Genomic DNA, 23,467 nt, shown 5'->3' with positions numbered 1-23,467 from the left:
TATTTCACTTCACATCTTGCGGTTTTGTCAGCCCGATAAGCGTTGGTGCTACCGGGCGGTCCAGCCAGACTTAGTTCTCAGTGTCCAGCTCATCGAAGCTTTTCACCAGATCATCGATTGCTTTAATCTGAGTGAGGAACTGTTCCAGTTTCGCTAACGGCAGCGCGGACGGACCGTCACATTTGGCATGGGCTGGATCCGGGTGCGCTTCAATAAACAGACCCGCCAGGCCTACCGCCATACCGGCGCGAGCCAGTTCGGTAACCTGTGCACGACGGCCGCCGCTTGCAGCGCCAAACGGATCGCGACACTGCAGCGCGTGGGTGACGTCAAAAATCACCGGAGAGTTACCGGAAACTTTCTTCATCACGCTAAAGCCCAGCATATCTACAACCAGGTTGTCATAACCAAAGTTCGCACCACGGTCGCACAGGATAACCTTGTCGTTACCGCCTTCATGGAATTTATCCACGATATTGCCCATCTGACCCGGGCTCACGAATTGCGGTTTTTTCACGTTAATAACAGCGCCCGTTTTCGCCATCGCTTCTACCAGATCGGTCTGACGAGCAAGGAATGCCGGAAGCTGAATCACATCCACCACATCGGCAACAGGCTGTGCCTGGCTGGCTTCATGAACGTCGGTGATCACTTTAACGCCAAACGTCTGCTTCAGTTCCTGGAAGATTTTCATCCCTTCTTCAAGGCCTGGCCCACGGTAAGAGTGGATGGAAGAACGGTTGGCTTTATCAAAGGAGGCTTTGAACACGTAAGGGATACCCAGTTTTTGAGTAACGGTTACGTAGTGCTCACAAATGCGCATCGCCAGATCGCGGGATTCCAGCACGTTCATGCCGCCAAACAGCACGAACGGCAGGTCATTTGCCACGTTGATGTCGCCAATGCTAACCACTTTTTGTTTCATAGGATCGCCTTAAACGGTAGGTAAAGTGTTATTAATCAATGCAATACAATTTGTTTGTGCGAAATAGTATTAATCTGCGCACGGATCATTTCGCTGATGGGGTCTTCCGGACACTGCTCAACGAAATAACTTAAATCTGTCAGCGCAACATGTTCACATTCCAGCTGCGCGTAAATCAATCCGCGATCGCGTATTTCATACGGATCCTCAGGATTAAACTGCAGTAATGCTTCGCTGGCTCGCAGCGCCAGTTCCATTTGCCGCTCTTCCATTAGCGAAGATTTCAGCGTGTCGAGCAGCTTACGGATCACTTCCGCGTTATCCGCTTCGTCAAGATCCTCGTTGAACAGTTCGGCAACCGGGCTAATATTACCCTTCAGCCACACTTCTAACGTGTGCTCATTTAACGTTTCGCCATTGAACGGGTTGATCAACCACATTTCACCTTCCAGCGATTCAATACGCAGGATCAGCTGCGTCGGGAAGATCACCGGAACCAACGGCAGATCCAGTCGGTTAGCAATCCACAATAAGATGGCACCGAGTGAAACCGCACTGCCCTGACGATTTTTCAGGACCTGGTCGAGCCATAGTGCATCAGAAAGACGGTAGACGCCGTGGGTGTCCGTAAACCCCCATTCGCCATAAAAAAGTGCCAGCAGTTTATCCAGTTGCTCATCCTGAGACAGGAGCTGGCTAATTTCTTCTTGCGCCTGACTAACCAGACGTTCCAGTTCGTCGTAGACAGTTTGTGTTGGAAAATCCAGACGGATTGACTCCGACGCCAGGATCATCCCATCACACAACGGCGCTTTATTAAATTCGAAATCAGCTAACGACCTCATGACTTACCCCAGTAACGGTATTTTTGTGGTGGCGAGTTTAATGATGATGTACAGCACCACCAGCGCCAGCGGAAATGCGATTAATCGCGCCTGCTGGCTGCGCGCCCGACGGTAATCAAGCGCAATAAAACCCAAAACGATGTAAATGATAACCCCAAACAGCTTTTCAGTCAGCCATGTCCCCTGTTCGGTGAATGGCAGTATGTGCGTTTTAGCGATCAACGCCACGCCGCTGAGAAGTAAAACAGTATCAATGATCGGTGGCAGAATACGCGTCCAGCGCGATGTTGCAAGGCGTGTATTGGCAGAACGCCACCAAAAACGCAACGTGAGTAACCCGACAGAAAGCACGATGCTAACGAGATGAATAGTGAGTAGCGTGCTGAACGTATTCATGATGGGATGCGCCCGAGCGTAATCCGCTCGTTGCCGCCATAGTCACGGCAGGTTTCAACCGCCTGGTAACCCGCGCGGGTAAACGCGTCGCGTACCGCCTCGCCCTGCTGCCAGCCATGTTCCAGCAGCAGATAGCCACCGGGGGTTAATACGTGCTGAGACTGGTCGATGATATGCACGATATCCGCCAGACCACTTGCGCCTGCGACCAGCGCCGACAGTGGCTCAAAGCGCACATCGCCCTGCGCCAGATGCGGGTCCTGCTCATCGATGTACGGGGGGTTACTGACGATCATCTCAAACTGTTGCCCCTGCAAGGCGCTGAACCAGTTGCTTTGCAACACTCGCACATTGTCGATGGCCAGATTCTGTCGATTGCGGTTTGCCAGATCTACGGCATCCGGCATGCGGTCAACTGCTGTCACCGTGCAATCCGGACGCTCAGATGCCAGCGCCAGCGCGATGGCACCAGTACCCGTGCCCAGATCAAGAATACGGCACGGCGAGGCAGGCAAACGCGCCAATGCCTGTTCAACCAGGCACTCGGTATCCGGACGCGGAATGAGCGTGGCGGGTGAAACAAACAGCGGCAGCGACCAGAATTCACGAACACCGGTTAAGTGCGCGACGGGCTCCCCCCGCTGACGGCGCGCCACCAGCGCGTTCAGTTGTTCATGCTGTGCTACGGTTAATTCCGTTTCACCAAACGCCAAAATAAAGGTACGCGCCTTGCCGGTGACGAACTCAAGTATGATCTCGGCATCACGGCGCGGACTTTCACTGGTCTGTAACTGGCTGATTGCCTCACGCAGCCATTGCTGATAGTCCATTAATCTTGCTCGGACAACGCCGCCAGCTGATCGGCCTGGTATTCCTGGACAATCGGCTCAATCAGCATATCCAGTTTACCTTCCATCGCTTCATCCAGACGGTAAAGCGTCAGGTTGATGCGGTGATCGGTCACACGCCCCTGCGGGAAGTTATAGGTACGATTGCGATCGCTACGATCGCCGCTGCCCAACAGGTTGCGACGCTCAGAGGCTTCCGCCTGTTGACGTCTGGCCACTTCAGCGGCACGAATACGCGCCCCCAACACCGACATCGCTTTCGCTTTGTTTTTATGCTGCGAACGTTCGTCCTGACACTCCACCACGATACCGGTTGGCAAGTGGGTAATACGGATTGCTGAGTCGGTGGTGTTAACGTGCTGACCACCCGCCCCCGATGACCGGAAAGTATCAATACGCAGATCGGCTGGGTTGATATCCGGCAGTTCTGCGTCCGGCAGTTCCGGCATCACCGCTACCGTACAGGCAGAAGTATGGATACGCCCCTGAGATTCGGTCGCCGGAACGCGCTGTACGCGGTGACCACCGGACTCAAATTTCAGTCGACCGTAGACACCATCACCGCTGACTTTAGCAATAATTTCTTTGTAGCCACCATGTTCGCCTTCGTTGGCGCTCATGATCTCTACCCGCCAGCGACGCGATTCAGCATAACGGCTGTACATGCGGAACAAATCACCCGCAAACAGTGCCGCTTCATCACCACCGGTTCCCGCACGCACTTCAAGGAAGGCGTTACGTTCATCATCAGGATCGGTTGGCAGCAGCAGAACCTGCAGATGCTGTTCCAGTTGTTCACATTTTTCTTTTGCTTCGCGCAGTTCATCCTGCGCCATTTCACGCATTTCAGGATCGTCGAGCATCATCTGTGCCGTTTCGATATCTTCCTGAACCTGTTGCCAGTCCGTAAAACAACGGGAAACATCACTTAATTGCGCATATTCGCGCGACAATGCACGAAAACGTTCCTGGTCTGCGATGGTTCCCGCATCACCGAGCAGCGCCTGAACTTCTTCATGGCGTTCATGCAGGGCTTCCAGTTTGGCAACGATAGAAGGCTTCATAGGCGTAAATGCACCCTGTAAAAAATGAGATTGGTGTACTGCTACTCCAGCCCGAGGCTGTCGCGCAGAATATTCAGGCGTTCACTGTCCCCGTCACGGGCGGCCTGTTGAAGTGATTTAGTTGGTGCGTGGATCAGGCGGTTAGTCAGCTTCCACGCCAGGTCCTGCATAATGGCTTGCGCATCACCGCCCTGTTCCAGAGCAGCCAACGCTTTGGCGGTCAGTTCATCACGGATTTGTTCAGACTGACTGCGATAATCGCGGATGGTCTCGCTTGCGCTTTGTGCTCGCAGCCAGGCCATAAACTCGCTAGTTTCCTGCGCAACAATGGTTTCCGCTTCCACGGCGGCCGCTTTGCGCTGCGCCAGGTTATGCGAAATAATGCTTTGCAGGTCGTCAACACTATACAGATAGGCGTTGGACAGTTTGCCCACTTCCGGTTCAACGTCGCGCGGTACCGCAATATCAACCAACAGCATAGGCTGATTACGGCGATTTTTTAGCGCACGTTCGACCATCCCCTTGCCGATTATCGGCAGCGGGCTGGCGGTAGAACTGATAATAATATCGGCATCCTGTAAGCGGGCATCAATATCGCTCAGAGAAATCACCTCGGCGCCGACTTCATCGGCCAGCACCTGCGCACGCTCACGTGTGCGGTTAGCGATGATCATCTTCTTCACTTTGTGCTCACGCAGATGTCTCGCCACCAGCTCGATGGTCTCGCCGGCACCCACTAACAACACGGTTACCGTGGAAAGGGATTCAAAGATCTGACGCGCCAGCGTACAGGCAGCAAAGGCAACTGACACCGCGCTGGCGCCGATATCCGTTTCTGTGCGTACACGTTTCGCAACGGAAAATGATTTCTGGAACATACGTTCCAGCGCACTGGCGTTCAGGTGGCCTTTTTGCGAGTCCGCAAACGCTTTTTTCACCTGCCCCAGAATTTGTGGCTCGCCGAGCACCAGTGAATCCAGACCACTGGCAACGCGCATCAGATGGCTGACAGCATCGTTGTCCTGATGCCAGTAGAGGCTACTGCGCAGGTCTTCTTCGTTCAGATTGTGGTACTCACACAGCCAGCGAATCAGTGCTTCCTGCAGGTTATCCTGCTCTTCTACGCTGAGATACAGCTCTGTGCGGTTACACGTCGACAGCACTACCCCGCCCTGCACCATTGGCTGCGCAAGCAGGCTGTCCAGCGCCTGATCGAGCGTGTCCGGCGAAAACGTTACGCGTTCTCGCAGCGATACAGGTGCCGTTTTATGGTTAATACCAAGCGCTAAAAGGGTCATGTGTGCGGGAATAGTACCAGCGTTGATAAGGTTAGACTGCGTGCATCATACAGGATGCGTGCGGCCAATAAAAGAGACTGCCCCCTTTTGGAGTAATAGCTTACGGTTTAAATTAAGATAACGTGACCGTAGACGATATTCACGGTCGGCGCTAGCATTAAGGGTTATAACTGCAACCGCTGGCATGATTTTGCCGGATGGCGAAAACGCGTCTTTTCCGACCTGCAGATTCAGTTTGTAGGCCTGATAAGCGCCGCGCCATCAGACAATTAATGCACCGTATTACAAGGATTTGTCATCACTATGACCCTGCCTGATTTTCGCCTGATCCGTCTGTTGCCACTGGCAAGCCTGGTTCTCACCGCCTGTGCGCTCAACGCGCCGAAAGGTCCCGGCAAAAGCCCCGACTCTCCACAGTGGCGCCAGCACCAGCAGGAAGTGCGCGCCCTGAACCAATATCAGACACGCGGTGCGTTTGCCTATATTTCCGACCAGCAAAAAGTGTATGCCCGCTTTTTCTGGCAGCAAACTGGCCAGGATCGCTATCGTCTCCTGCTGACCAATCCGTTGGGTAGTACCGAACTGGAACTGAACGCGCAACCGGGCAACGTGGAACTCGTCGACAACAAAGGGAAGCACTACACCGCTGACGATGCTGAAGAAATGATCGGCAAACTGACCGGGATGCCCATCCCGCTGAACAGCCTGCGCCAGTGGATCCTTGGCTTGCCCGGCGATGCAACAGATTACAAGCTCGACGATCAATACCGCCTGAGCGAAGTGAATTACAGTAAAGACGGTAAAAACTGGAAAGTCGTGTACAGCGCCTACGACAGCAAAACACAGCCGGCGATGCCTGCAAATATGGAGCTGTCCGACGGCGACCAGCGCATTAAGCTGAAAATGGATAACTGGATTGTGAAATGATGACCCACTGGCCCTCCCCGGCGAAACTGAATCTGTTTTTATACATCACCGGACAACGTGCGGATGGTTATCACACGCTACAAACACTGTTTCAGTTTCTCGATTATGGCGACGAGATTAGTATCAGCGTACGCAGCGACGGTCAAATTCGCCTGTTAACGCCAGTGGATGGCGTTGAGCATGAAGACAACCTGATTGTGCGCGCCGCACGCTTGCTCATGAAAACCGCCGCGGAACGCGGTCGCCTGCCAACCGGCAGTGGCGCAGACATCAGCATTCACAAACGTCTGCCGATGGGCGGTGGTCTGGGCGGTGGCTCATCGAATGCCGCCACCGTTTTAGTGGCACTGAATCATCTATGGCAGTGTGGGTTGTCTGTAGATGAACTGGCGGTAATGGGCTTAACGCTGGGTGCCGACGTACCGGTATTCGTACGCGGTCACGCAGCCTTTGCTGAAGGCGTAGGAGAAGTCCTGACGCCGGTCAATCCAGCAGAAAAGTGGTACCTGATCGCTCATCCAGGAGTCAGCATTCCAACGCCGGTGATTTTTAAAGATCCTGACCTCCCCCGTAACACGCCAAAAAGGTCAATAGAAACGTTACTAAAATGTGAATTCGGCAATGATTGCGAGGTTATCGCAAGAAAACGTTTTCGCGAGGTTGATGCGGCGCTTTCCTGGCTGTTAGAATACGCGCCGTCGCGCCTGACTGGTACAGGGGCTTGTGTCTTTGCTGAATTTGACACTGAGTCCCGTGCTCGCCAGGTGCTTGAGCAAGCCCCGGATTGGCTCAAAGGCTTTGTGGCGAAAGGTGTCAACCTCTCCCCATTGCACAGAGCGCTACTCTAAATCATTTGGGTTTCAGGAAGATGGCGAGATGACGAATCGCCAGACACATACAAAAGTATGTGACTGGTGTGAGAAATTGATGCCAGCGCACATGAAACGTGAATGATGACGAGTAAGCCGGGCAAGCTGAGTTGCGGTGACAACGTCACCCTGTTCCAGACGTTGCATCGCGCTCTTTAATACACCGCCTGGAGAGGATACTGCCTGGCCCGCACAGTTTTCGGCAGATTCTTTCCACCAATGGACGCATGCCTGAGGTTCTTCTCGTGCCTGATATGAAGCTTTTTGCTGGTAACGCCACCCCGGAACTAGCACAACGTATTGCCAACCGCCTGTACACTTCACTCGGCGACGCCGCTGTAGGTCGCTTTAGCGACGGCGAAGTCAGCGTACAAATTAATGAAAATGTACGCGGTGGTGATATTTTCATCATCCAGTCCACTTGTGCCCCTACTAACGACAACCTGATGGAATTGGTCGTTATGGTTGATGCGCTGCGCCGTGCTTCCGCAGGCCGTATCACCGCCGTTATCCCTTACTTCGGCTATGCACGTCAGGATCGTCGCGTACGTTCTGCTCGTGTACCGATTACCGCTAAAGTCGTCGCGGACTTCCTGTCCAGCGTTGGCGTTGACCGCGTCCTCACCGTTGACCTGCATGCTGAACAGATCCAGGGATTCTTTGATGTGCCGGTTGATAACGTATTCGGTAGCCCGATTCTGTTAGAAGACATGCTGCAGCTGAATCTGGACAACCCGATTGTGGTTTCTCCGGACATCGGTGGCGTCGTGCGTGCCCGCGCTATCGCTAAGCTGCTGAACGACACCGATATGGCTATCATCGATAAACGTCGCCCACGTGCGAACGTTTCTCAGGTGATGCACATCATTGGTGACGTTGCAGGTCGTGACTGCGTGCTGGTTGATGACATGATCGATACTGGCGGTACGCTGTGTAAAGCAGCTGAAGCGCTGAAAGAACGTGGTGCCAAACGCGTATTTGCTTATGCAACTCACCCGATCTTCTCAGGTAATGCGGCAAACAACCTGCGCAACTCAGTAATTGATGAAGTCGTTGTCTGTGACACCATTCCACTGACCGACGAAATCAAAGCACTGCCGAACGTGCGTACGTTGACCCTGTCGGGTATGCTGGCCGAAGCGATTCGTCGTATCAGCAACGAAGAATCCATCTCTGCCATGTTCGAGCATTAATCGAGCCCGGCTCAAAAACCCGCTGCGGCGGGTTTTTTTATCTGTAACACTTATTTGTATGACTTATGCCTCCTTCACCTGCCATTTAGTTGACAGATGATGCGCTCATGGATGAAACATTATTGTGAATAAATTATTTTCCTCACATGTGATGCCTTTCCGCGCCCTCATCGACGCTTGTTGGAAAGAAAAGTATACCGCCTCACGTTTTACACGTGATCTGATCGCCGGGATAACCGTTGGGATCATTGCGATTCCGCTGGCAATGGCACTGGCAATCGGTAGTGGCGTTGCACCACAGTACGGCCTGTACACCTCGGCCGTGGCTGGGATTGTTATCGCCCTCACTGGGGGCTCACGCTTTAGCGTATCAGGCCCTACCGCCGCCTTCGTGGTGATTTTGTATCCGGTGTCGCAACAGTTTGGGCTGGCAGGCCTGCTGGTCGCCACGCTAATGTCCGGGATATTCCTGATCCTTTTCGGCCTCGCTCGCTTTGGTCGCCTGATCGAATATATTCCCGTGTCAGTCACGTTAGGCTTTACATCGGGTATTGGTATTACCATCGGTACCATGCAGATTAAAGATTTTCTTGGTTTACAGATGGCTCATGTCCCGGAGCACTACCTGCAGAAGGTCGGTGCACTGTTTATGGCATTGCCAACCATCAACTTCGGCGACGCCGCCATTGGCGTAGTCACGCTGGGGATCCTGATTTTCTGGCCGCGGCTGGGGATCCGTCTGCCTGGCCACCTTCCGGCGCTGCTGGCAGGCTGTGCGGTAATGGGTATTGTTAACCTGAGCGGTGGGCATGTCGCCACTATCGGTTCCCAGTTTCACTACATACTGGCCGATGGTTCGCAAGGCAACGGTATTCCGCAGTTGCTACCCCAACTGGTATTGCCGTGGAATATGCCAGAATCAAACTTTACGCTGAGCTGGAGCTCATTACAGGCGCTGCTACCCGCCGCCTTCTCGATGGCGATGCTGGGGGCGATTGAATCCCTGCTGTGTGCCGTCGTGCTCGATGGAATGACAGGGACGAAGCATAAAGCCAATAGTGAACTGATTGGTCAGGGCCTGGGTAATATTGTCGCCCCGTTCTTTGGTGGTATTACCGCCACCGCCGCGATTGCCCGTTCAGCGGCTAACGTTCGTGCCGGCGCAACGTCGCCAATTTCTGCGGTCATTCACGCGATTCTGGTGATCCTTGCACTGCTGGTGCTGGCCCCGCTGCTCTCCTGGCTACCCCTTTCGGCAATGGCTGCCCTGCTGTTGATGGTGGCGTGGAACATGAGCGAAGCGCATAAAGTTGTGGATCTGCTGCGCCACGCGCCGAAAGACGACATCATCGTCATGCTGATGTGTATGTCGCTGACGGTACTGTTCGATATGGTTATCGCCATCAGCGTCGGTATTGTTCTCGCTTCACTGCTGTTTATGCGCCGTATTGCGCGCATGACGCGTCTGGCACCGGTCAACGTAGACGTACCAGACGATGTACTGGTACTGCGCGTTATTGGCCCGTTGTTCTTTGCCGCAGCAGAGGGACTCTTTACCGATCTCGAATCTCGCCTCGAAGGCAAACGCATTGTGGTGCTGAAGTGGGACGCAGTACCGGTGCTGGATGCAGGCGGTCTCGACGCCTTCCAGCGTTTTGTTAAACGCCTGCCGGAAGGTTGTGAGTTGCGTATCAGTAACCTGGAGTTCCAGCCGCTACGCACCATGGCGCGCGCGGGTATCCAACCCATCCCTGGTCGTCTGACGTTCTTCCCGAACCGAGATGCCGCACTGGCAGATATTTAATCTTACTATGTTACCGGCTTGGGAAGGCTTGCCGGTAACACTTCTCTTCTGTAAACGTGTCTGAGTTGCTATTATCCAGTTTCCCTGGTTCTGATGATATCTGCAACGATGAACGCTGATGCTGCATTTATATTCCGTGAAATAACTGAGGCTGATATTTCGGCCGTTCAGTCGTTTATTATCCACCATTTAAATCTCTATTTTAACGCTAACCGACCGGTACCTGAACCGCATGCAGATGTATTAAATCTGCGCTCACACTACCTCCATCAGCCGCGAAGTCTGTTGCTCGGCGCATGGAATAACCGACAGCAACTTATCGCTACGCTGGCGGTCTGCCAGTACGATGATCGAATACCGGCACTGCGTGGACGCTATCAATTATCCTCAACCGCAGAAATTTGTCGCTGCTACGTCGCACAGGAATATCGTCGGCAAGGCATAGGCAGCCAACTTGTCCTGCTGGCGGAACAATTTTGTGACCGACAACAATATAAAACACGCTATCTGCACACCCACCATTTTTTACCTGGTGGCTATCAATTTTGGTTGCGGAATCACTTTACCGTCTATTTTGATGAAGGTGGCGAACAGCAAATCGTGCACATGGAAAAATATCAATAAAAATGTGACGCCGCGCAAATAATTAAATATCACAATAAATTTCGTTATTAATCGTGGTCAGGTCGGCAAAGAAAACATTAATTGATCAACATCAAACAATTCTCATTTAGTTTATCGACACTTGTGCTTTCCACATAATTAATGTCGCAAGCAAAAAAAAGCAACTAATTGATTTAATTGAATTAAAAACCAAAAGTGGTATCAACCCTACTTATTCAAGCGGTTGACGGGGCTATTCGATACCGATAAAGTCCCCACCGACAGTATTTCAGAATCTATTTATCATTTTGAAACGGAATATGGTGCGGATTATTTTAATCTTATGCCATAGCTGCCCCCGCAACTGTAAGCGGAAACTGAATATCACTGTGTCGTGGATTATCCACGACAGGTCACTGTAAAGAACGCATTTATGGGAAGGCCGATATTCAGATTGCCGCGAGCCAGGAGACCTGCTGTCAAGGTTGTATACATTGAGTGGACGGGATGGTCCATGGGGTGATTTATTTGACGAATGAATAATATAATTTCTGAACAAATTGGCAACAATATGTTTTATTTTCATATTATCTTGCCCGCAGTTCACGATTAGATGTCATCTATCGTCATGTGCCTGTCCCGAATTTATGGAACGAAATGAACCATGACCAGACGTTCAGATTCTGGCATGAACGGGACAACGCTAATGCACGCAAAAATAACTTCTGCTTATTGCAAACTTTCACTTCTGGCACTGACTGGCGCAGCACTCTTCCTGACCAGCAATATGGCTTCTGCGGCTAAAACAGAATATCCACTAACGATCAAAAACTGTGGCAGGGATATTACCTTTAATCATGCGCCAAAACACGTGACTACCGTTGGACAAAACAGTACTGAAATCCTCTATTCCCTGGGTCTGGCCGATCGTGTTGTTGGGACATCACTGTGGTTTGGCCCGGTATCTGAACAGTACAAAGCGGCGAATGACAAGATTGCGGTCATTGCGCAAAACATCCCGAGTTTCGAAGGGATTATTGCGAAAAAACCGGATCTGGTGGCCAGTCAGTTTGAATGGCAGATTGGCCCTGCGGGCACAGTTGCCTCTTACGAACAATTTAGCGAATTACACGTTCCGGTTTATACCGCCCCGGCCGATTGCGCCAAAGACAACGAAGACGGCGGTGACGGCGTGCGTAAGAGCATGTTTGATATCGCCATGGTCTATCAGGAAATTGCTGACCTGGCGAAAATTTTTGATGTACAGGACAAAGGCGATGAACTGATTGCCAGCCTGAAAGCACGTGAAGCCGCCGCGAAAGCTAAGATTGCCGGTATGGACAACCCCGTATCTGCCGTTTTTTGGTTCTCCAGCGCCGACCTGCAGCTTGATCCCTATGTCGCCGGGAAATTTGGCCCCGCGGCGTGGATAGCGCAATCTCTTGGGGTGAAAAATGTCATTGATTCTGCCGAGGAGTGGCCAACAGTAGGTTGGGAAACCATTGCCAAAGCCAACCCATCGGTCATCGTCCTCGGCGAGATGGGCCGTCGCCGCTTCCCGGCCGATGACTGGAAAGTCAAAATGGAATATCTCACGTCCGATCCTGTTACCCGGCTGATCCCGGCAGTGAAAGAAAACCACCTGCCGGTAATCGACGTGCAGACCATGAACGCGGGTATCAGAACCATTGACGGGCTGGAAAAACTCGCCGATGCGCTGGTGCAATATGACCTGGCGCACCCTCAGACGACTCACTAACTCTCGTCACGCGTTATGCCTTATGCGGGCATAGCGCCTTTTCGTACTCCGGGAAGTCGTAAACAATGAGCGAATTACGCAGGACGCGTCATGCCATGAGCCAGCTTGCCAGCCGGACGCTATTCCACACGCTGTGGGTCAGCATGGTGATGTGCGGCGTCCTTCTGGCGGGCGTTTCAATCGGTGAGACGGTTATCCCGTGGCAACATGTCAGCCATACGCTGGCAAACCGCTTGTTTGATACACAGTATGCGGTAGATGCGCTTGATGCCGGGATTATCTGGAACTACCGCCTGACCCGTGCGCTGGTTTCCGCCTGCTGCGGAGCCTGTCTGGCGATTTCAGGCGTGGTTCTCCAGTCGCTGCTGCGCAATGCGCTGGCCGAACCTTACCTGCTGGGTATTTCTGCCGGAGCCTCAACGGGTGCGGTGCTCATCGCCCTGACCGGACTTGGCGCAGGGATCATTTCCATGTCGCTTGGCGCGTTTATTGGCGCGCTGACGGCATTTCTGTTTGTCGCGCTATTGGCGATGGCGGCAAGGGGCAAAAGCGGCTCGGCCACCACGCAAATCATTCTCGCCGGGATTGCCAGTTCACAGTTGTTCAATGCCATTACCTCACTCATCATTACGCGTTCAGCCAATGCCGAACAGGCTCGGGGCATCATGTTCTGGCTGCTGGGCAATCTCAGCGGGGTACGTTGGCCGGATGTCGTGCTGGCAATCCCTACTGCGCTGATTGGCATTGTCGTTTGCTTTTGCTACGCCCGCCATCTGGATGCTTTCTCGTTTGGCGCAGAATCGGCGGCATCGCTGGGCATTCCCGTTAAACGCACCCGTGGCGTACTGATTGCCGCCGTGACAGGGATGACGGCCATCATGGTGTCAATCGTCGGTGCCATTGGCTTTGTCGGACTGGTCATTCCCCATGCTGCGCGATTACTGGTGGGAAATCAGCACCATCGCCTACTGCCCGTCAGCGCACTTATTGGCGCCATTTTCCTTATCGTCGCGGATGTTATTTCACGCACCTTACTTCCAGGACAGGTCCTGCCGATCGGCGTGATTACCGCACTGGTCGGCGCACCGGCATTTGCCATCATTTTGATACGAGGGAATCCGGGGAAATGACCGCTAATCCTGTGATAAACGCCCAGCACCTCTACTGGGAGGTCAAAGGCAAAGCCATCGTCAATGATGTCTCTTTTCAGGTATCGCGCGGCGAGTTTGTCGGCATTATCGGCCCCAATGGTTCCGGGAAAACGTCGCTGATTTCGCTCCTGGCAGGTTTACTGAACCCCTCTTCCGGGCACGTCACGCTAAATCATCAGGATATTCGTCGCTATTCACGCCGCCATCTGGCGCAAAAGGTGGCACTGGTTGAACAACAGGCTGAAACCAGCGAGCGTCTCACCGCCATTCAGGCGGTTTCGCTTGGTCGCACGCCATGGCTGAGCCTGCTGTCGCCGTGGTCGAGGAAAGACGACGACATTGTGCAGACGATGCTGGAGAAAGTCTCCCTACAAAACATGCAGCATCGCTGCTGGCATACCTTCTCCGGCGGAGAGCGTCAACGTCTGCACATCGCCAGAGCGCTGGCACAACAGCCGCAGGTACTGCTGATGGATGAGCCGACAAACCATCTTGATATCCAGCATCAGATTGGCCTGCTCAATCTGGTTAAACGTGAAAAACTCACCGTCATCGCCGCCCTACACGACCTGAATCATGCGGCGATGTTCTGCGATCGCATCATGGTGATGAAGGCCGGACAGCTGGCGATGCAGGGACGTCCTGCCGCCATTTTTACCCGTGAAAATCTTAATAGCTGGTTTGGGATCGACGCGATTGTCGAACACGCCCCCGACGAAGCGAACTGTTTTATCCGTTACCAACGCCCCGCGTAAACACCGAAAGGAACCGCAATGAAACGCGTTAAGCAAATTTTGCAAATCTTATGCCTGTTAGCCTTCACCTCGACGGCTTTTGCACAAACCTACGAAGTGCTGATGAAAAACCGCGGTACAGGCGGCCCGATGGTTTATGAGCCGGACTATCTGGCGATCCAGCCAGGTGATAGCGTGAAGTTTATCCGCAAACATAAGAGCCACAATGCCGCATCAATTGCCGAACTCTCTCCCGCCGGATACCCCGGTTTTATCGGCAAAATCGATGAAGAAATTGAAGTGAAATACGACAATGCAGGTTTCTACGGTATCAAATGTTCACCGCACTACGCGCAGGGCATGATCATGCTGATTAAAGTCGGCGACGCCGTTTTACCCGACAGCTACCGCGCGTTCAAAGCCCCTGGTCTTGCCGATAAGCGTTTTCAGGAAATTTATACCCGCATCGATAAACAGTAACGCCGTCATAAAGGGAGAATAACGGTGGTGGATAAAAAAACGCTTAGCGAAACAATCCAAACTCAGCGACGCGATTGCCTGTGCAAGCTGACGACATTTGTCGGCGCAGCGGGCGTGACCGCCGCCGTCTGGCCACTTATTTCCGCGCTGGGTCCGGATGATAAAACTGTGGCGGAAAATGAACCTGTTGATGTCTCCCTCGCTGGCGTAACGGCAGGCCAGACGGTGAAACGTATCTGGCAGGGAAAACTGATCCTGATTCGCCACCGCACGGCGGAGGAGATCGCCGCGGCGCGGCAAGCTGATCTGCGTTTACTGGCCGATCCACAAGCGGATAGCGAGCGGGTGGCAGCGGCACATCCACAGTGGCTGGTCGTACAAGGTTACTGCCCACATGCTGGTTGTGTCCCCAATGCCAACCCCAACGGACAGGGCTGGGTCTGCCCGTGTCATGGTTCCGAGTTTGACACCTCCGGGCGTGTAACGCGAGGCCCGGCCACAGCGAATCTGGCCATCCCTGACTTTAGCGTGTCGGCTGACGGCCTGAGTCTGCGTATTGGTACGAAGGATGCCTGAGATGAAATCCGCTTATCCGTCCCCCCCCTGGTATCACCTGCAGTTTCGTCTTCCAGTCCCCCGCTCAGTCGCTGGCGTGTGGATCTTTGCTGTCGGTCTCATATTGCTGGTCATGCTGGGCGTGCAAATGCTCTCCGGTATCGTGCTGGCTATGTTCTATGTGCCTACAGCGGGCTCTGCTTTTGACTCTATTGTTCATATTCTGCGTGCAGTCAGACACGGTGAGTTGGTGCGCAATCTGCATGCTATTGGCGCATCGCTTTTTTTCTTCGCCTGTTATCTGCATATTTTCCGGGCAATGTATTACAACGTCTACCGCAAACCCTATCTGAAGATGTGGGCAATCAGCGTGACACTGTATGTGCTGTTGATGATCACCGCGTTTCTCGGCTATAGCCTGATTTGGGGGCAAAAAAGCTACTGGGCCGCTACGGTCATCACCAGTTTCGCCCGGGCGGTACCGTTTATTGGCGATACGCTATATACCTTTTTGGTCGGTGGCTATATGCCCGGCACGCCGACATTAGGCCGTTTTTATGTCCTTCACTTTATCATCCCCTTCGCCATTGTCGTGGTCACGATATGGCACATCCGTACCGTCCAGTCGGCTTTTGCCCACGCGCGGAAGAAAACATTTTCGCCCAAAGAGTCCCGGCGTTTGTTGTTCGATTTTCGCATCACCGATAACGATGCTATCAAACTCACCCTCTTTTTAATGCTGTTTGCCTGGTTTCTGTTTTTCGCGCCGCACTATCTCAGTAGCGCCGATAACTTTATCCCGGCAGACCCAACACTCACACCGGCTATTGTCGCGCCTGAATGGTACTTCCTGCCTTTCTTCTCCATTCTGCGCTGTTTCCCCAATGAACTGGCAGGCATCACTGCGATGTGCGCTGCGGTACTGATTTTCTATTTTCTCCCCTGGCTGGATACGTCACACGCACGGTTTCGCAATAACAGTCGGCTGGTTAAAGCCATTTTTTGGCTTTGGGTCGCCAATGCGCTCTTTCTGGGCTGGTTGGGCTCAAAAGCATTGGTCGGACCGGACTTAGTTGATGGTTTTAGCGATGACGATGGCTGGACACGCGCGGCGTCTCAGCTTTCAACATTTATTTATTTTGCATGGTTTCTGCTTGTGCTGCCGTGCCGACGTTTACTGGAGCGACAGGACTGACATCATGGCGCGATTTTTAACCACTGTAACTCTGACTCTGGCTCTTTTCTTTAGCAACGCGATTTACGCACAGCGCCCCACCGCGCAGACATGGTCGTTTAGCGGCGTGAACGGTAAACACGATAGCGAACAACTGCGACGCGGGCTGCAGGTATATGAAGAGAAATGCCGGGCCTGCCACGGTATGAAATATCTCACTTTCAAAACGTTGACTAAAGCAGGAGGGCCGCAACTCAGTGAGGCGGAAGCCAAAACACTGGCCAGCGGCTACGTCTTCGCGACAATTGAAGACGACGGCCAACCCGGCGAACGGGAAGGCAATCTGAACGATATTTTCGCGTCACCTTATCTGAATGAACAGGAAGCAAAATACCTGAATAATGGCGCGCTACCGGTTGACCTGAGCTATATCGTTCGAGCGCGAACTTACGACCGTGGGTTTCCGCGATTTTTACTGGATGCGTTCACCCCCTACACCGAGCAAGGTGCTGATTACGTTTATGCGCTGCTGACCGGGTATGCAACCGATGACCCGGAGATGAAAACCAACCGTTTTTTCCCTGGCAGGATGATTAATATGCCCAAACCGCTGGCTGACAATGACATCACCTGGGCTATGCAAACGCATGCTCCCCAAACGGAAGAACAGTACGCACGAGATGTCACCGCGTTTCTGGCGTGGGCCGCTGACCCGCAGCTTGAGAGCAGAAAACATCAGGGAACGGTCGTTATGGGATATCTGGTGATTATGCTGACGCTATTAGCACTGTTACAGCGCATGCGATCCCGCTCGCGCAGCAACGAGAAAAACTAACGACCAGTCAGCGAAACGCTGGCTGGTCTGCAGATTATGTCAGCACTTAGCTGTGGCGTTGGCTATCATTACGACGGCAGCGTTTGTCGTAATGACGAACCCACCAATAACGGTCGCTGATTTGTTCATGTCCCCCGACGCGGGCACCCGCCAGCCAAAGGACACCGCCAACAAAAATACTGAGCACGGCACCGTGTGCGAAAAACTGTGGCAGATTAAATTGCGGCAACTGGTTTAAAATAGAATAACCAACACCACCAACCATCACCACCAACCCTAAAGCCATGAGCACGTTACCGAGTAACGAAGCGTTTTTGCGTTTCATGTGTCACCTCCGGAACTTTGGGTTGTTACAGGGAATATCCCTAATCCTTATGTGTAAAGTATAGACAACACTGCCGTTCGCAAGTGCGCCTGTGATCACAATTACAAACACCAATGCAACAAAACTTTACAAATAAGCTACTGAACACCCTCAATTTCCAATAGTCCATTCCTGCAATTATTCAGTTTTCGAGGCGGCGCACGCCGTTTTTTGTCAAGCGCGTCGGCAAACAGTAAACTACACGCCGGTTATAGACACACTCAGGACAAATTACGTGGCGATTAAATTGATTGTCGGCCTGGCGAATCCCGGCGCAGAGTATGCGGCAACGCGACATAATGCAGGCGCATGGTACGTCGATTTACTGGCAGAGAGACTCCGTGCCCCCCTGCGCGATGAGCCGAAGTTCTTCGGTTACACCTCCAGAGTCACGCTTGAAGGTGAAGATGTCCGCCTGCTGGTACCGACCACATTTATGAATCTGAGCGGCAAAGCCGTTGGCGCGATGGCCAGCTTTTATCGCATTAACCCTGATGAAATTCTGGTCGCCCACGATGAATTAGATCTGCCACCTGGCGTCGCCAAATTTAAGCTGGGCGGGGGTCATGGCGGACATAATGGCCTGAAAGACATCATCAGCAAGTTAGGTAATAACCCTAACTTTCATCGTTTACGCGTTGGAATCGGCCATCCGGGCGATAAAAATAAAGTTGTCGGTTTTGTTTTAGGCAAACCGCCTGTTTCAGAACAGAAGTTAATTGATGAAGCCATTGACGAAGCGGCACGTTGTACCGAGATTTTATTCAAAGATGGACTCACCAAAGCAACGAGCCGGTTACACACCTTTAAAGCGCAATAAGCAGCGATGTGCGGCATTTTTCTCGCGTGCTGTGTATAATAGGCAGAGTTATTTACATTTCTACAATCTGTTTTCCATAACAGGTTGAATATCAAAAGATTAAGGTGATTTAAACATGGGATTCAAATGCGGTATCGTCGGTTTGCCAAACGTAGGCAAATCCACCCTGTTCAACGCGCTCACAAAAGCGGGTATTGAAGCGGCAAACTTCCCGTTCTGTACTATCGAGCCGAACACGGGTGTTGTCCCGATGCCCGATCCTCGTCTGGATCAACTGGCCGAAATCGTCAAACCACAGCGTATCCTGCCAACCACAATGGAATTTGTGGATATCGCGGGCCTGGTAAAAGGCGCATCCAAAGGTGAAGGCCTGGGTAACCAGTTTCTGACCAACATCCGTGAAACCGAAGCTATCGGTCACGTTGTTCGCTGCTTCGAAAACGACAACATTATCCACGTTAACAACAAAGTGGATCCCGCTGACGATATCGACGTTATCAACACCGAACTGGCGCTGTCCGACCTCGACACCTGCGAGCGTGCTATCCACCGCGTACAGAAGAAAGCCAAAGGCGGTGATAAAGACGCTAAAGCTGAACTGGCTGCACTGGAAAAATGCCTGCCGCAGTTGGAAAACGCCGGTATGCTGCGTGCACTGAAAAACCTGACTGACGAAGACAAGGCAGCCATCAAATACCTGAGTTTCCTGACGCTGAAGCCAACCATGTATATCGCCAACGTGAACGAAGACGGTTTTGAAAACAACCCGTACCTTGATAAAGTTCGCGAAATCGCCGACGCTGAAGGCTCCGTCGTGGTTGCCGTTTGTGCCGCTGTTGAAGCTGACATTGCTGAACTCGACGATGCTGACCGTGACGAATTTATGGCTGAACTGGGTCTGGAAGAGCCTGGCCTGAACCGCGTTATCCGCGCAGGCTACGAACTGCTGAACCTGCAGACCTACTTCACCGCTGGCGTGAAAGAAGTCCGTGCGTGGACCATCCCTGTCGGCGCAACCGCCCCGCAGGCAGCCGGTAAGATCCACACCGACTTCGAGAAAGGCTTTATCCGCGCACAAACCATCGCATTTGAAGACTTTATCACCTATAAAGGTGAGCAAGGCGCGAAAGAAGCCGGCAAGATGCGTGCAGAAGGTAAAGATTACATCGTTAAAGATGGCGATGTGATGAACTTCCTGTTCAACGTCTAAATCACTTCTGCTGACTGTTGGGGTTCCATCGAGCTTCATCAGTCCAGAGACACAAAAAAACCACGCGATTGCGTGGTTTTTTTGTGTCTCGAATCTATTCAGAACAGCTGTTTTACATTCCCTGATACAGAGGACCTTCTCCTCCCTGAGGAGCCGTCCAGGTGATATTTTGCGTTGGGTCTTTAATATCACAGGCCTTACAGTGCAGGCAGTTCTGCGCATTAATTTGCAGATGAGGTTGCCGCTCAAGCTCAACAATTTCATAAACACCCGCCGGACAGTAACGTGTCTCCAGTGCCGCGTACAATGGTAGATTGACCGTGAGCGGGATACGCTCATCTTTCAACCTCAGATGGCAAGGCTGATCTTCTTCATGGTTAGTATTCGACAAAAACACCGATGAAGATCGGTCGAATGTCAGCACACCGTCAGGCTTTGGATAGTTAATCTTCGCCTCACTGGAAGCAGGTTTGAGTGCCTGATGATCGCTTTGTTTCAGTGTTAACGTCCACGGCGCATGGCCTTTCAATAACAGTTGTTCCGCACCAAATAAGAGAGAGCCTGTATACAGCCCCTTCTTCATATAGGGTTTAAAGTTACGCGTTTGGTATAGTTCGCGGTACAGCCAACTGTCCTGAAAGCCCTGCTGATAAACCGCGGTCAGAGTCGCTTCATCTGCCAGATATTGCCCCTGAAGCTGCGCGATGTCTAAAGCCTCGAGAGTCGCCCGGGCGGCCAGCATTCCACTTTTAATAGCGCAGTGACTGCCTTTGATTCGTGCGGCGTTTAAAAATCCAGCGTTATCACCAAGAAGTGCCCCCCCTTTAAAGCTCAGTATCGGCAGTGATGACAATCCTCCCGCAACCATCGTTCTGGCACCATAACTGAGGCGTTTCCCCTGTTGCAGATACGCAGAAATGGCCGGATGCGTTTTCAAACGTTGAAACTCTTCAAACGGTGACAACCACGGATTACTGTAATTCAGCCCAACGACCAATCCCACCGCGACCAGGTTATCGCCATAATGGTAGATAAAGCCACCGCCGTAGGTTGCTGCGCCTAACGGCCAACCGGCACAATGCACCACCAGCCCCGGTTGATGCTGTTCTGGGGGAACTTGCCACACTTCTTTCAATCCCAGTCCGTAGGTCTGGGGGGCGCTATCCCGGTCTAGTGCGAACGTCTCAATTACTGTTTTTCCTAGCTGCCCGCGGCATCCTTCAGCAAAAAGCGTGGTTCTGGCGAGCAGGTTGATCCCTTGCTGATACTGCACAGTCAGCTGACCTGATTTGTCCAGCCCCATATCACCGGTAGCGACACCAATTACTGCACCCTGTTCATCATAAAGCACCTCCGTCCCCGTAAATCCGGCAAAGACTTCGACGCCCAGTTGTTCCGCCTGCTGGGCAAGTGTCTGGCATACCAGGCCAAGGCTCCCAATCACGTTGCCATGATTTTTAAAGCATTCAGGTAAAAATGTTTGCGGTACACGAATGTGCTTTTGGGCACCCAAAAACAAAAAACGATCTTCCGTCACTGGCGTTAGCGGTAATGACAGCGTTTGTTGCCAGCCCGGCAGCAGCTCATTCAATCCAACAGGATCGATGACCGCTCCGGACAATATATGTGCACCGATGCTGGCACCTTTGTCGATCAGGCAAACGGAAAGCGTTTGCTGGCGCTGTGCCGCCAACTGTTTCAGATGAATCGCCGCCGCCAGCCCCGATGGACCGCCCCCCACAATCAGGACATCAAACTCCATTGCCTCACGGATCTTTTGGGTATCGAGCGCTGACCTGTCTGGATGCATATTTCCTCCTGAGAAAGAAAAAACGTTATGGGGTATGGCGGGTTACGCCAGCGCTTTCTCCAGCTCGGGTAAAATCTGGAACAAATCGCCTTCGATACCGTAATCTGCAATCTGGAAAATCGGCGCCTCTTTATCTTTATTAATGGCGACAATCAATTTGCTTTCTTTCATGCCCGCCAAATGTTGTATCGCACCGGAAATACCTACGGCGATGTAGAGGTCGGGGGCAATAATTTTACCGGTCTGCCCAACCTGGTAATCATTAGGCACAAAACCTGCGTCAACGGCTGCACGGGATGCGCCAATTGCTGCGCCAAGCTTGTCGGCAATGGTCTCAATAAGTTGAAAATTCTCTTTCGCACTCAGTCCGCGCCCCCCAGAAATGACGATTTTTGAGGTACTCAGTTCCGGGCGTGAAAACGGCGTAAGTGACTGGCTCACATGGCGTGACAATGCCAGGGCTGCTGTTGGTTGAACTGGCGTTACCCGTACGTCATTCCCGGCATATAGCGATGGCGTGAAGGCTGAGCCGCGCACGGTAATTACCAGTTTTCCACCATTATTGCGCACCGTCTCCAGGGCATTACCTGCATAAATTGGGCGCACAAACGTATTTGCATCACAGACTTCGGTGATATCAGAAATTTGTGCGACATCCAGCATTGCCGCCAACCGCGGTGCGATGTTTTTTCCGTATCCGGTCGCCGGTAAAAGTACATGGGTGAAATCAGCCACCAGGGGGACAACCGCTGCGCACACCTCTTCCGCCAGAAGGCTGGCGTAATGAGGTGCGTCACAAACCAGAATTTCCGTGATCCCACCAAGGGTTCGCGCGGCATCCACAACGTTTTGGCACTGATGGCCCACAATCAGCAATTGAACCCTCCCCTCGCTGCTGCCAGCAATGTGCTGTGCCGCAGTGAGGGTAGTCAGGGTACTGCTTTTGAGCATCTGATTATCGTGTTCGGCAATAACAAGAATTGATGTCTGACTCATTTCGGCATCCTCTGAGAATTAAATGGCTTTGTGTTCTTTTAGCACCGCAACCAGTTGGGCCGCATTCTCCAGCCATTGACAGCGGGTATTGCGTTTTTTCGGCTCGGTGATATTGAGGGTGGTTAACTGCTTCGAGGGGAGAAACCCCATAGATGCCAATGAGATAATCTCCAGAGGTTTATTCTTCGCTTTCATAATATTCGGCAGGCTCGGGTAACGAGGTTGATTCAGGCGCAGATCGGCAGTTACCACCGCCGGCAATGCCAGGGAGAGCACCTCTAAACCACCGTCAATTTCCCGGGTGACAGTAATACGTCCGTCATCGGTCACATCCAGCGCCGATGCAAAGGTTGCCTGACTGCACGCCAGTAATCCGGCAAGCATTTGCCCGGTCTGGTTGGCGTCATTATCGATCGCTTGTTTGCCCAGCAGGATGAGCTGAGGTTCTAGCTGGGCGACAAGTCGCTGGAGTATTTTCGCGATGTCCAATGACCCGAATGTTGCTCCTTGCTCGGTTTCAACCAACAGCGCCTTGTCAGCACCTCGGGCCAGCGCATTGCGTAGCGTTTCCTGAGAAGAAAGATCCCCGACTGAAACAACAACAACTTCACTTGCCACGCCGGCTTCTTTCAGACGCACCGCCTCCTCCAGCGCAATTTCGTCAAAAGGATTCATCGACATTTTGACGTTTTCCAGCTCAGCGCCGGTTCCATCAGCTTTGATGCGTATTTTAACGTTATGGTCGATAACACGTTTCACGCCCACTAAGATTTTCATTTCGTATTCCTTCTGTTTTGTATGAGCGAG

Annotated in this window: 24 protein-coding genes and 1 riboswitch; of the genes, 14 read left to right on the top strand and 10 right to left on the bottom strand. The window is 52.4% G+C overall.

All coding sequences use genetic code 11. The annotated features are described in order from the left end of the window. Positions 1-70: 70 nt before the first annotated feature. Genes kdsA through hemA form a run of 6 tightly spaced genes read right to left on the bottom strand, consistent with a single transcriptional unit; the run spans position 71 to position 5,376 of the window. Complete coding sequence (kdsA, locus tag OGX95_RS21530) at positions 71-925, bottom strand: 3-deoxy-8-phosphooctulonate synthase (RefSeq protein ID WP_048211463.1); 855 nt, start codon at positions 923-925, stop codon at positions 71-73. A gap of 35 nt (positions 926-960) precedes the next feature. Continuing rightward, positions 961-1,770 (bottom strand): invasion regulator SirB1, encoded by an 810-nt coding sequence (gene sirB1 / locus OGX95_RS21525; protein WP_286630938.1) that lies wholly within the window; start codon positions 1,768-1,770, stop codon positions 961-963. Between the two features lie 3 nt (positions 1,771-1,773). Continuing rightward, positions 1,774-2,166 carry an invasion regulator SirB2 gene (gene sirB2 / locus OGX95_RS21520; RefSeq protein WP_286630937.1) on the bottom strand — a complete coding sequence of 131 codons (393 nt, stop codon included), beginning with the start codon at positions 2,164-2,166 and terminating at the stop codon, positions 1,774-1,776. Further along, complete coding sequence (prmC, locus tag OGX95_RS21515; protein WP_286630936.1) at positions 2,163-2,996, bottom strand: peptide chain release factor N(5)-glutamine methyltransferase; 834 nt, start codon at positions 2,994-2,996, stop codon at positions 2,163-2,165. The genes sirB2 and prmC overlap by 4 nt, the downstream gene beginning before the upstream one ends. Next, complete coding sequence (gene prfA, locus OGX95_RS21510; protein WP_271440914.1) at positions 2,996-4,078, bottom strand: peptide chain release factor 1; 1,083 nt, start codon at positions 4,076-4,078, stop codon at positions 2,996-2,998. The genes prmC and prfA overlap by 1 nt, the downstream gene beginning before the upstream one ends. Before the next feature lie 41 nt (positions 4,079-4,119). Beyond that, on the bottom strand, positions 4,120-5,376 hold the full coding sequence (gene hemA / locus OGX95_RS21505; protein ID WP_040233235.1) for a glutamyl-tRNA reductase: 1,257 nt from the start codon (positions 5,374-5,376) through the stop codon (positions 4,120-4,122). Positions 5,377-5,679: 303 nt separating this feature from the next. Between hemA and lolB the strand changes: the two genes are divergently transcribed. The 12 genes from lolB (at position 5,680) to OGX95_RS21445 (ending at position 17,460) form a co-directional block, all read left to right on the top strand. After that, positions 5,680-6,303 (top strand): lipoprotein insertase outer membrane protein LolB, encoded by a 624-nt coding sequence (gene lolB / locus OGX95_RS21500; protein ID WP_286630935.1) that lies wholly within the window; start codon positions 5,680-5,682, stop codon positions 6,301-6,303. Then, a complete protein-coding gene (gene ispE, locus OGX95_RS21495) occupies positions 6,300-7,151 on the top strand; it encodes a 4-(cytidine 5'-diphospho)-2-C-methyl-D-erythritol kinase (RefSeq protein WP_286630934.1) in 852 nt (283 codons plus the stop codon). Before lolB ends, ispE begins: the two co-directional genes overlap by 4 nt. 266 nt (positions 7,152-7,417) lie before the next feature. Beyond that, a complete protein-coding gene (gene prs / locus OGX95_RS21490) occupies positions 7,418-8,365 on the top strand; it encodes a ribose-phosphate diphosphokinase (RefSeq protein WP_001518537.1) in 948 nt (315 codons plus the stop codon). A 124-nt stretch (positions 8,366-8,489) separates the two neighbouring features. Continuing rightward, a complete protein-coding gene (gene dauA, locus OGX95_RS21485) occupies positions 8,490-10,169 on the top strand; it encodes a C4-dicarboxylic acid transporter DauA (protein ID WP_286630933.1) in 1,680 nt (559 codons plus the stop codon). Positions 10,170-10,277: 108 nt separating this feature from the next. After that, positions 10,278-10,793: a GNAT family N-acetyltransferase gene (locus OGX95_RS21480; RefSeq protein WP_286630932.1), complete on the top strand. Its 516-nt coding sequence runs from the start codon at positions 10,278-10,280 to the stop codon at positions 10,791-10,793. Positions 10,794-11,037: 244 nt separating this feature from the next. Then, positions 11,038-11,267: riboswitch (cobalamin riboswitch) on the top strand. Between the two features lie 211 nt (positions 11,268-11,478). After that, positions 11,479-12,531, top strand: coding sequence for an ABC transporter substrate-binding protein (locus tag OGX95_RS21475; protein WP_353655433.1), 1,053 nt, complete (start codon positions 11,479-11,481; stop codon positions 12,529-12,531). A 65-nt stretch (positions 12,532-12,596) separates the two neighbouring features. Next, the gene (locus OGX95_RS21470; protein WP_286630930.1) at positions 12,597-13,661 is read left to right on the top strand and encodes a FecCD family ABC transporter permease; all 1,065 of its coding nucleotides are present in this window, start codon (positions 12,597-12,599) and stop codon (positions 13,659-13,661) included. Then, positions 13,658-14,437 (top strand): ABC transporter ATP-binding protein, encoded by a 780-nt coding sequence (locus tag OGX95_RS21465; RefSeq protein WP_286630929.1) that lies wholly within the window; start codon positions 13,658-13,660, stop codon positions 14,435-14,437. Before OGX95_RS21470 ends, OGX95_RS21465 begins: the two co-directional genes overlap by 4 nt. Positions 14,438-14,455: 18 nt before the next feature. Beyond that, a complete protein-coding gene (locus OGX95_RS21460; protein WP_286630927.1) occupies positions 14,456-14,896 on the top strand; it encodes a pseudoazurin in 441 nt (146 codons plus the stop codon). Positions 14,897-14,920: 24 nt separating this feature from the next. Continuing rightward, complete coding sequence (gene petA, locus OGX95_RS21455) at positions 14,921-15,472, top strand: ubiquinol-cytochrome c reductase iron-sulfur subunit (protein ID WP_286630925.1); 552 nt, start codon at positions 14,921-14,923, stop codon at positions 15,470-15,472. Between the two features lies 1 nt (position 15,473). After that, positions 15,474-16,646: a cytochrome b gene (locus OGX95_RS21450; protein WP_286630923.1), complete on the top strand. Its 1,173-nt coding sequence runs from the start codon at positions 15,474-15,476 to the stop codon at positions 16,644-16,646. Positions 16,647-16,650: 4 nt separating this feature from the next. Continuing rightward, on the top strand, positions 16,651-17,460 hold the full coding sequence (locus tag OGX95_RS21445) for a cytochrome c1 (RefSeq protein ID WP_286630922.1): 810 nt from the start codon (positions 16,651-16,653) through the stop codon (positions 17,458-17,460). A gap of 46 nt (positions 17,461-17,506) precedes the next feature. On the opposite strand, the gene ychH is transcribed toward OGX95_RS21445, so the two are convergent. Then, entirely contained in the window at positions 17,507-17,785 is a 279-nt protein-coding gene (gene ychH / locus OGX95_RS21440) for a stress-induced protein YchH (protein WP_048211449.1), read from the bottom strand. Between the two features lie 274 nt (positions 17,786-18,059). Between ychH and pth the strand changes: the two genes are divergently transcribed. Both pth and ychF read left to right on the top strand, forming a co-directional pair. Continuing rightward, a complete protein-coding gene (pth, locus tag OGX95_RS21435) occupies positions 18,060-18,644 on the top strand; it encodes an aminoacyl-tRNA hydrolase (RefSeq protein WP_003020814.1) in 585 nt (194 codons plus the stop codon). Between the two features lie 115 nt (positions 18,645-18,759). Beyond that, positions 18,760-19,854, top strand: a complete 1,095-nt coding sequence (ychF, locus tag OGX95_RS21430) for a redox-regulated ATPase YchF (protein WP_005122324.1) — start codon at positions 18,760-18,762, stop codon at positions 19,852-19,854. Positions 19,855-19,966: 112 nt separating this feature from the next. Here ychF and OGX95_RS21425 read toward each other — a convergent pair whose 3' ends face one another. The 3 genes from OGX95_RS21425 to OGX95_RS21415 are packed head-to-tail and all read right to left on the bottom strand — an operon-like array spanning position 19,967 to position 23,437. Beyond that, positions 19,967-21,664, bottom strand: coding sequence for an electron transfer flavoprotein-ubiquinone oxidoreductase (locus tag OGX95_RS21425; RefSeq protein WP_286630921.1), 1,698 nt, complete (start codon positions 21,662-21,664; stop codon positions 19,967-19,969). 42 nt (positions 21,665-21,706) lie between these two features. Further along, on the bottom strand, positions 21,707-22,660 hold the full coding sequence (locus tag OGX95_RS21420; RefSeq protein WP_286630920.1) for an electron transfer flavoprotein subunit alpha/FixB family protein: 954 nt from the start codon (positions 22,658-22,660) through the stop codon (positions 21,707-21,709). Between the two features lie 18 nt (positions 22,661-22,678). Continuing rightward, a complete protein-coding gene (locus OGX95_RS21415) occupies positions 22,679-23,437 on the bottom strand; it encodes an electron transfer flavoprotein subunit beta/FixA family protein (protein ID WP_286630919.1) in 759 nt (252 codons plus the stop codon). Positions 23,438-23,467: the final 30 nt, after the last annotated feature.

This window comes from Citrobacter sp. Cu233, assembly GCF_030332225.1.
In the GTDB taxonomy this organism is placed as follows: Bacteria; Pseudomonadota; Gammaproteobacteria; order Enterobacterales; family Enterobacteriaceae; genus Citrobacter.
This window is presented reverse-complemented; position numbering and strand designations above follow the sequence as displayed.

What these genes read in the sequence shown, in the direction of transcription:
- OGX95_RS21460 (WP_286630927.1), top strand. Translation starts at nt 14,456, where the DNA reads ATGAAACGCGTTAAGCAAATTTTGCAAATCTTATGCCTGTTAGCCTTC.
- lolB (WP_286630935.1), top strand. Translation starts at nt 5,680, where the DNA reads ATGACCCTGCCTGATTTTCGCCTGATCCGTCTGTTGCCACTGGCAAGC.
- OGX95_RS21420 (WP_286630920.1), bottom strand. Translation starts at nt 22,660, where the DNA reads ATGAGTCAGACATCAATTCTTGTTATTGCCGAACACGATAATCAGATG.
- kdsA (WP_048211463.1), bottom strand. Translation starts at nt 925, where the DNA reads ATGAAACAAAAAGTGGTTAGCATTGGCGACATCAACGTGGCAAATGAC.
- OGX95_RS21465 (WP_286630929.1), top strand. Translation starts at nt 13,658, where the DNA reads ATGACCGCTAATCCTGTGATAAACGCCCAGCACCTCTACTGGGAGGTC.
- OGX95_RS21480 (WP_286630932.1), top strand. Translation starts at nt 10,278, where the DNA reads ATGAACGCTGATGCTGCATTTATATTCCGTGAAATAACTGAGGCTGAT.
- hemA (WP_040233235.1), bottom strand. Translation starts at nt 5,376, where the DNA reads ATGACCCTTTTAGCGCTTGGTATTAACCATAAAACGGCACCTGTATCG.
- ychH (WP_048211449.1), bottom strand. Translation starts at nt 17,785, where the DNA reads ATGAAACGCAAAAACGCTTCGTTACTCGGTAACGTGCTCATGGCTTTA.
- OGX95_RS21470 (WP_286630930.1), top strand. Translation starts at nt 12,597, where the DNA reads ATGAGCGAATTACGCAGGACGCGTCATGCCATGAGCCAGCTTGCCAGC.
- OGX95_RS21475 (WP_353655433.1), top strand. Translation starts at nt 11,479, where the DNA reads ATGCACGCAAAAATAACTTCTGCTTATTGCAAACTTTCACTTCTGGCA.
- ispE (WP_286630934.1), top strand. Translation starts at nt 6,300, where the DNA reads ATGATGACCCACTGGCCCTCCCCGGCGAAACTGAATCTGTTTTTATAC.
- prfA (WP_271440914.1), bottom strand. Translation starts at nt 4,078, where the DNA reads ATGAAGCCTTCTATCGTTGCCAAACTGGAAGCCCTGCATGAACGCCAT.
- sirB2 (WP_286630937.1), bottom strand. Translation starts at nt 2,166, where the DNA reads ATGAATACGTTCAGCACGCTACTCACTATTCATCTCGTTAGCATCGTG.
- ychF (WP_005122324.1), top strand. Translation starts at nt 18,760, where the DNA reads ATGGGATTCAAATGCGGTATCGTCGGTTTGCCAAACGTAGGCAAATCC.
- OGX95_RS21445 (WP_286630922.1), top strand. Translation starts at nt 16,651, where the DNA reads ATGGCGCGATTTTTAACCACTGTAACTCTGACTCTGGCTCTTTTCTTT.
- sirB1 (WP_286630938.1), bottom strand. Translation starts at nt 1,770, where the DNA reads ATGAGGTCGTTAGCTGATTTCGAATTTAATAAAGCGCCGTTGTGTGAT.
- prmC (WP_286630936.1), bottom strand. Translation starts at nt 2,996, where the DNA reads ATGGACTATCAGCAATGGCTGCGTGAGGCAATCAGCCAGTTACAGACC.
- OGX95_RS21415 (WP_286630919.1), bottom strand. Translation starts at nt 23,437, where the DNA reads ATGAAAATCTTAGTGGGCGTGAAACGTGTTATCGACCATAACGTTAAA.
- OGX95_RS21425 (WP_286630921.1), bottom strand. Translation starts at nt 21,664, where the DNA reads ATGCATCCAGACAGGTCAGCGCTCGATACCCAAAAGATCCGTGAGGCA.
- OGX95_RS21450 (WP_286630923.1), top strand. Translation starts at nt 15,474, where the DNA reads ATGAAATCCGCTTATCCGTCCCCCCCCTGGTATCACCTGCAGTTTCGT.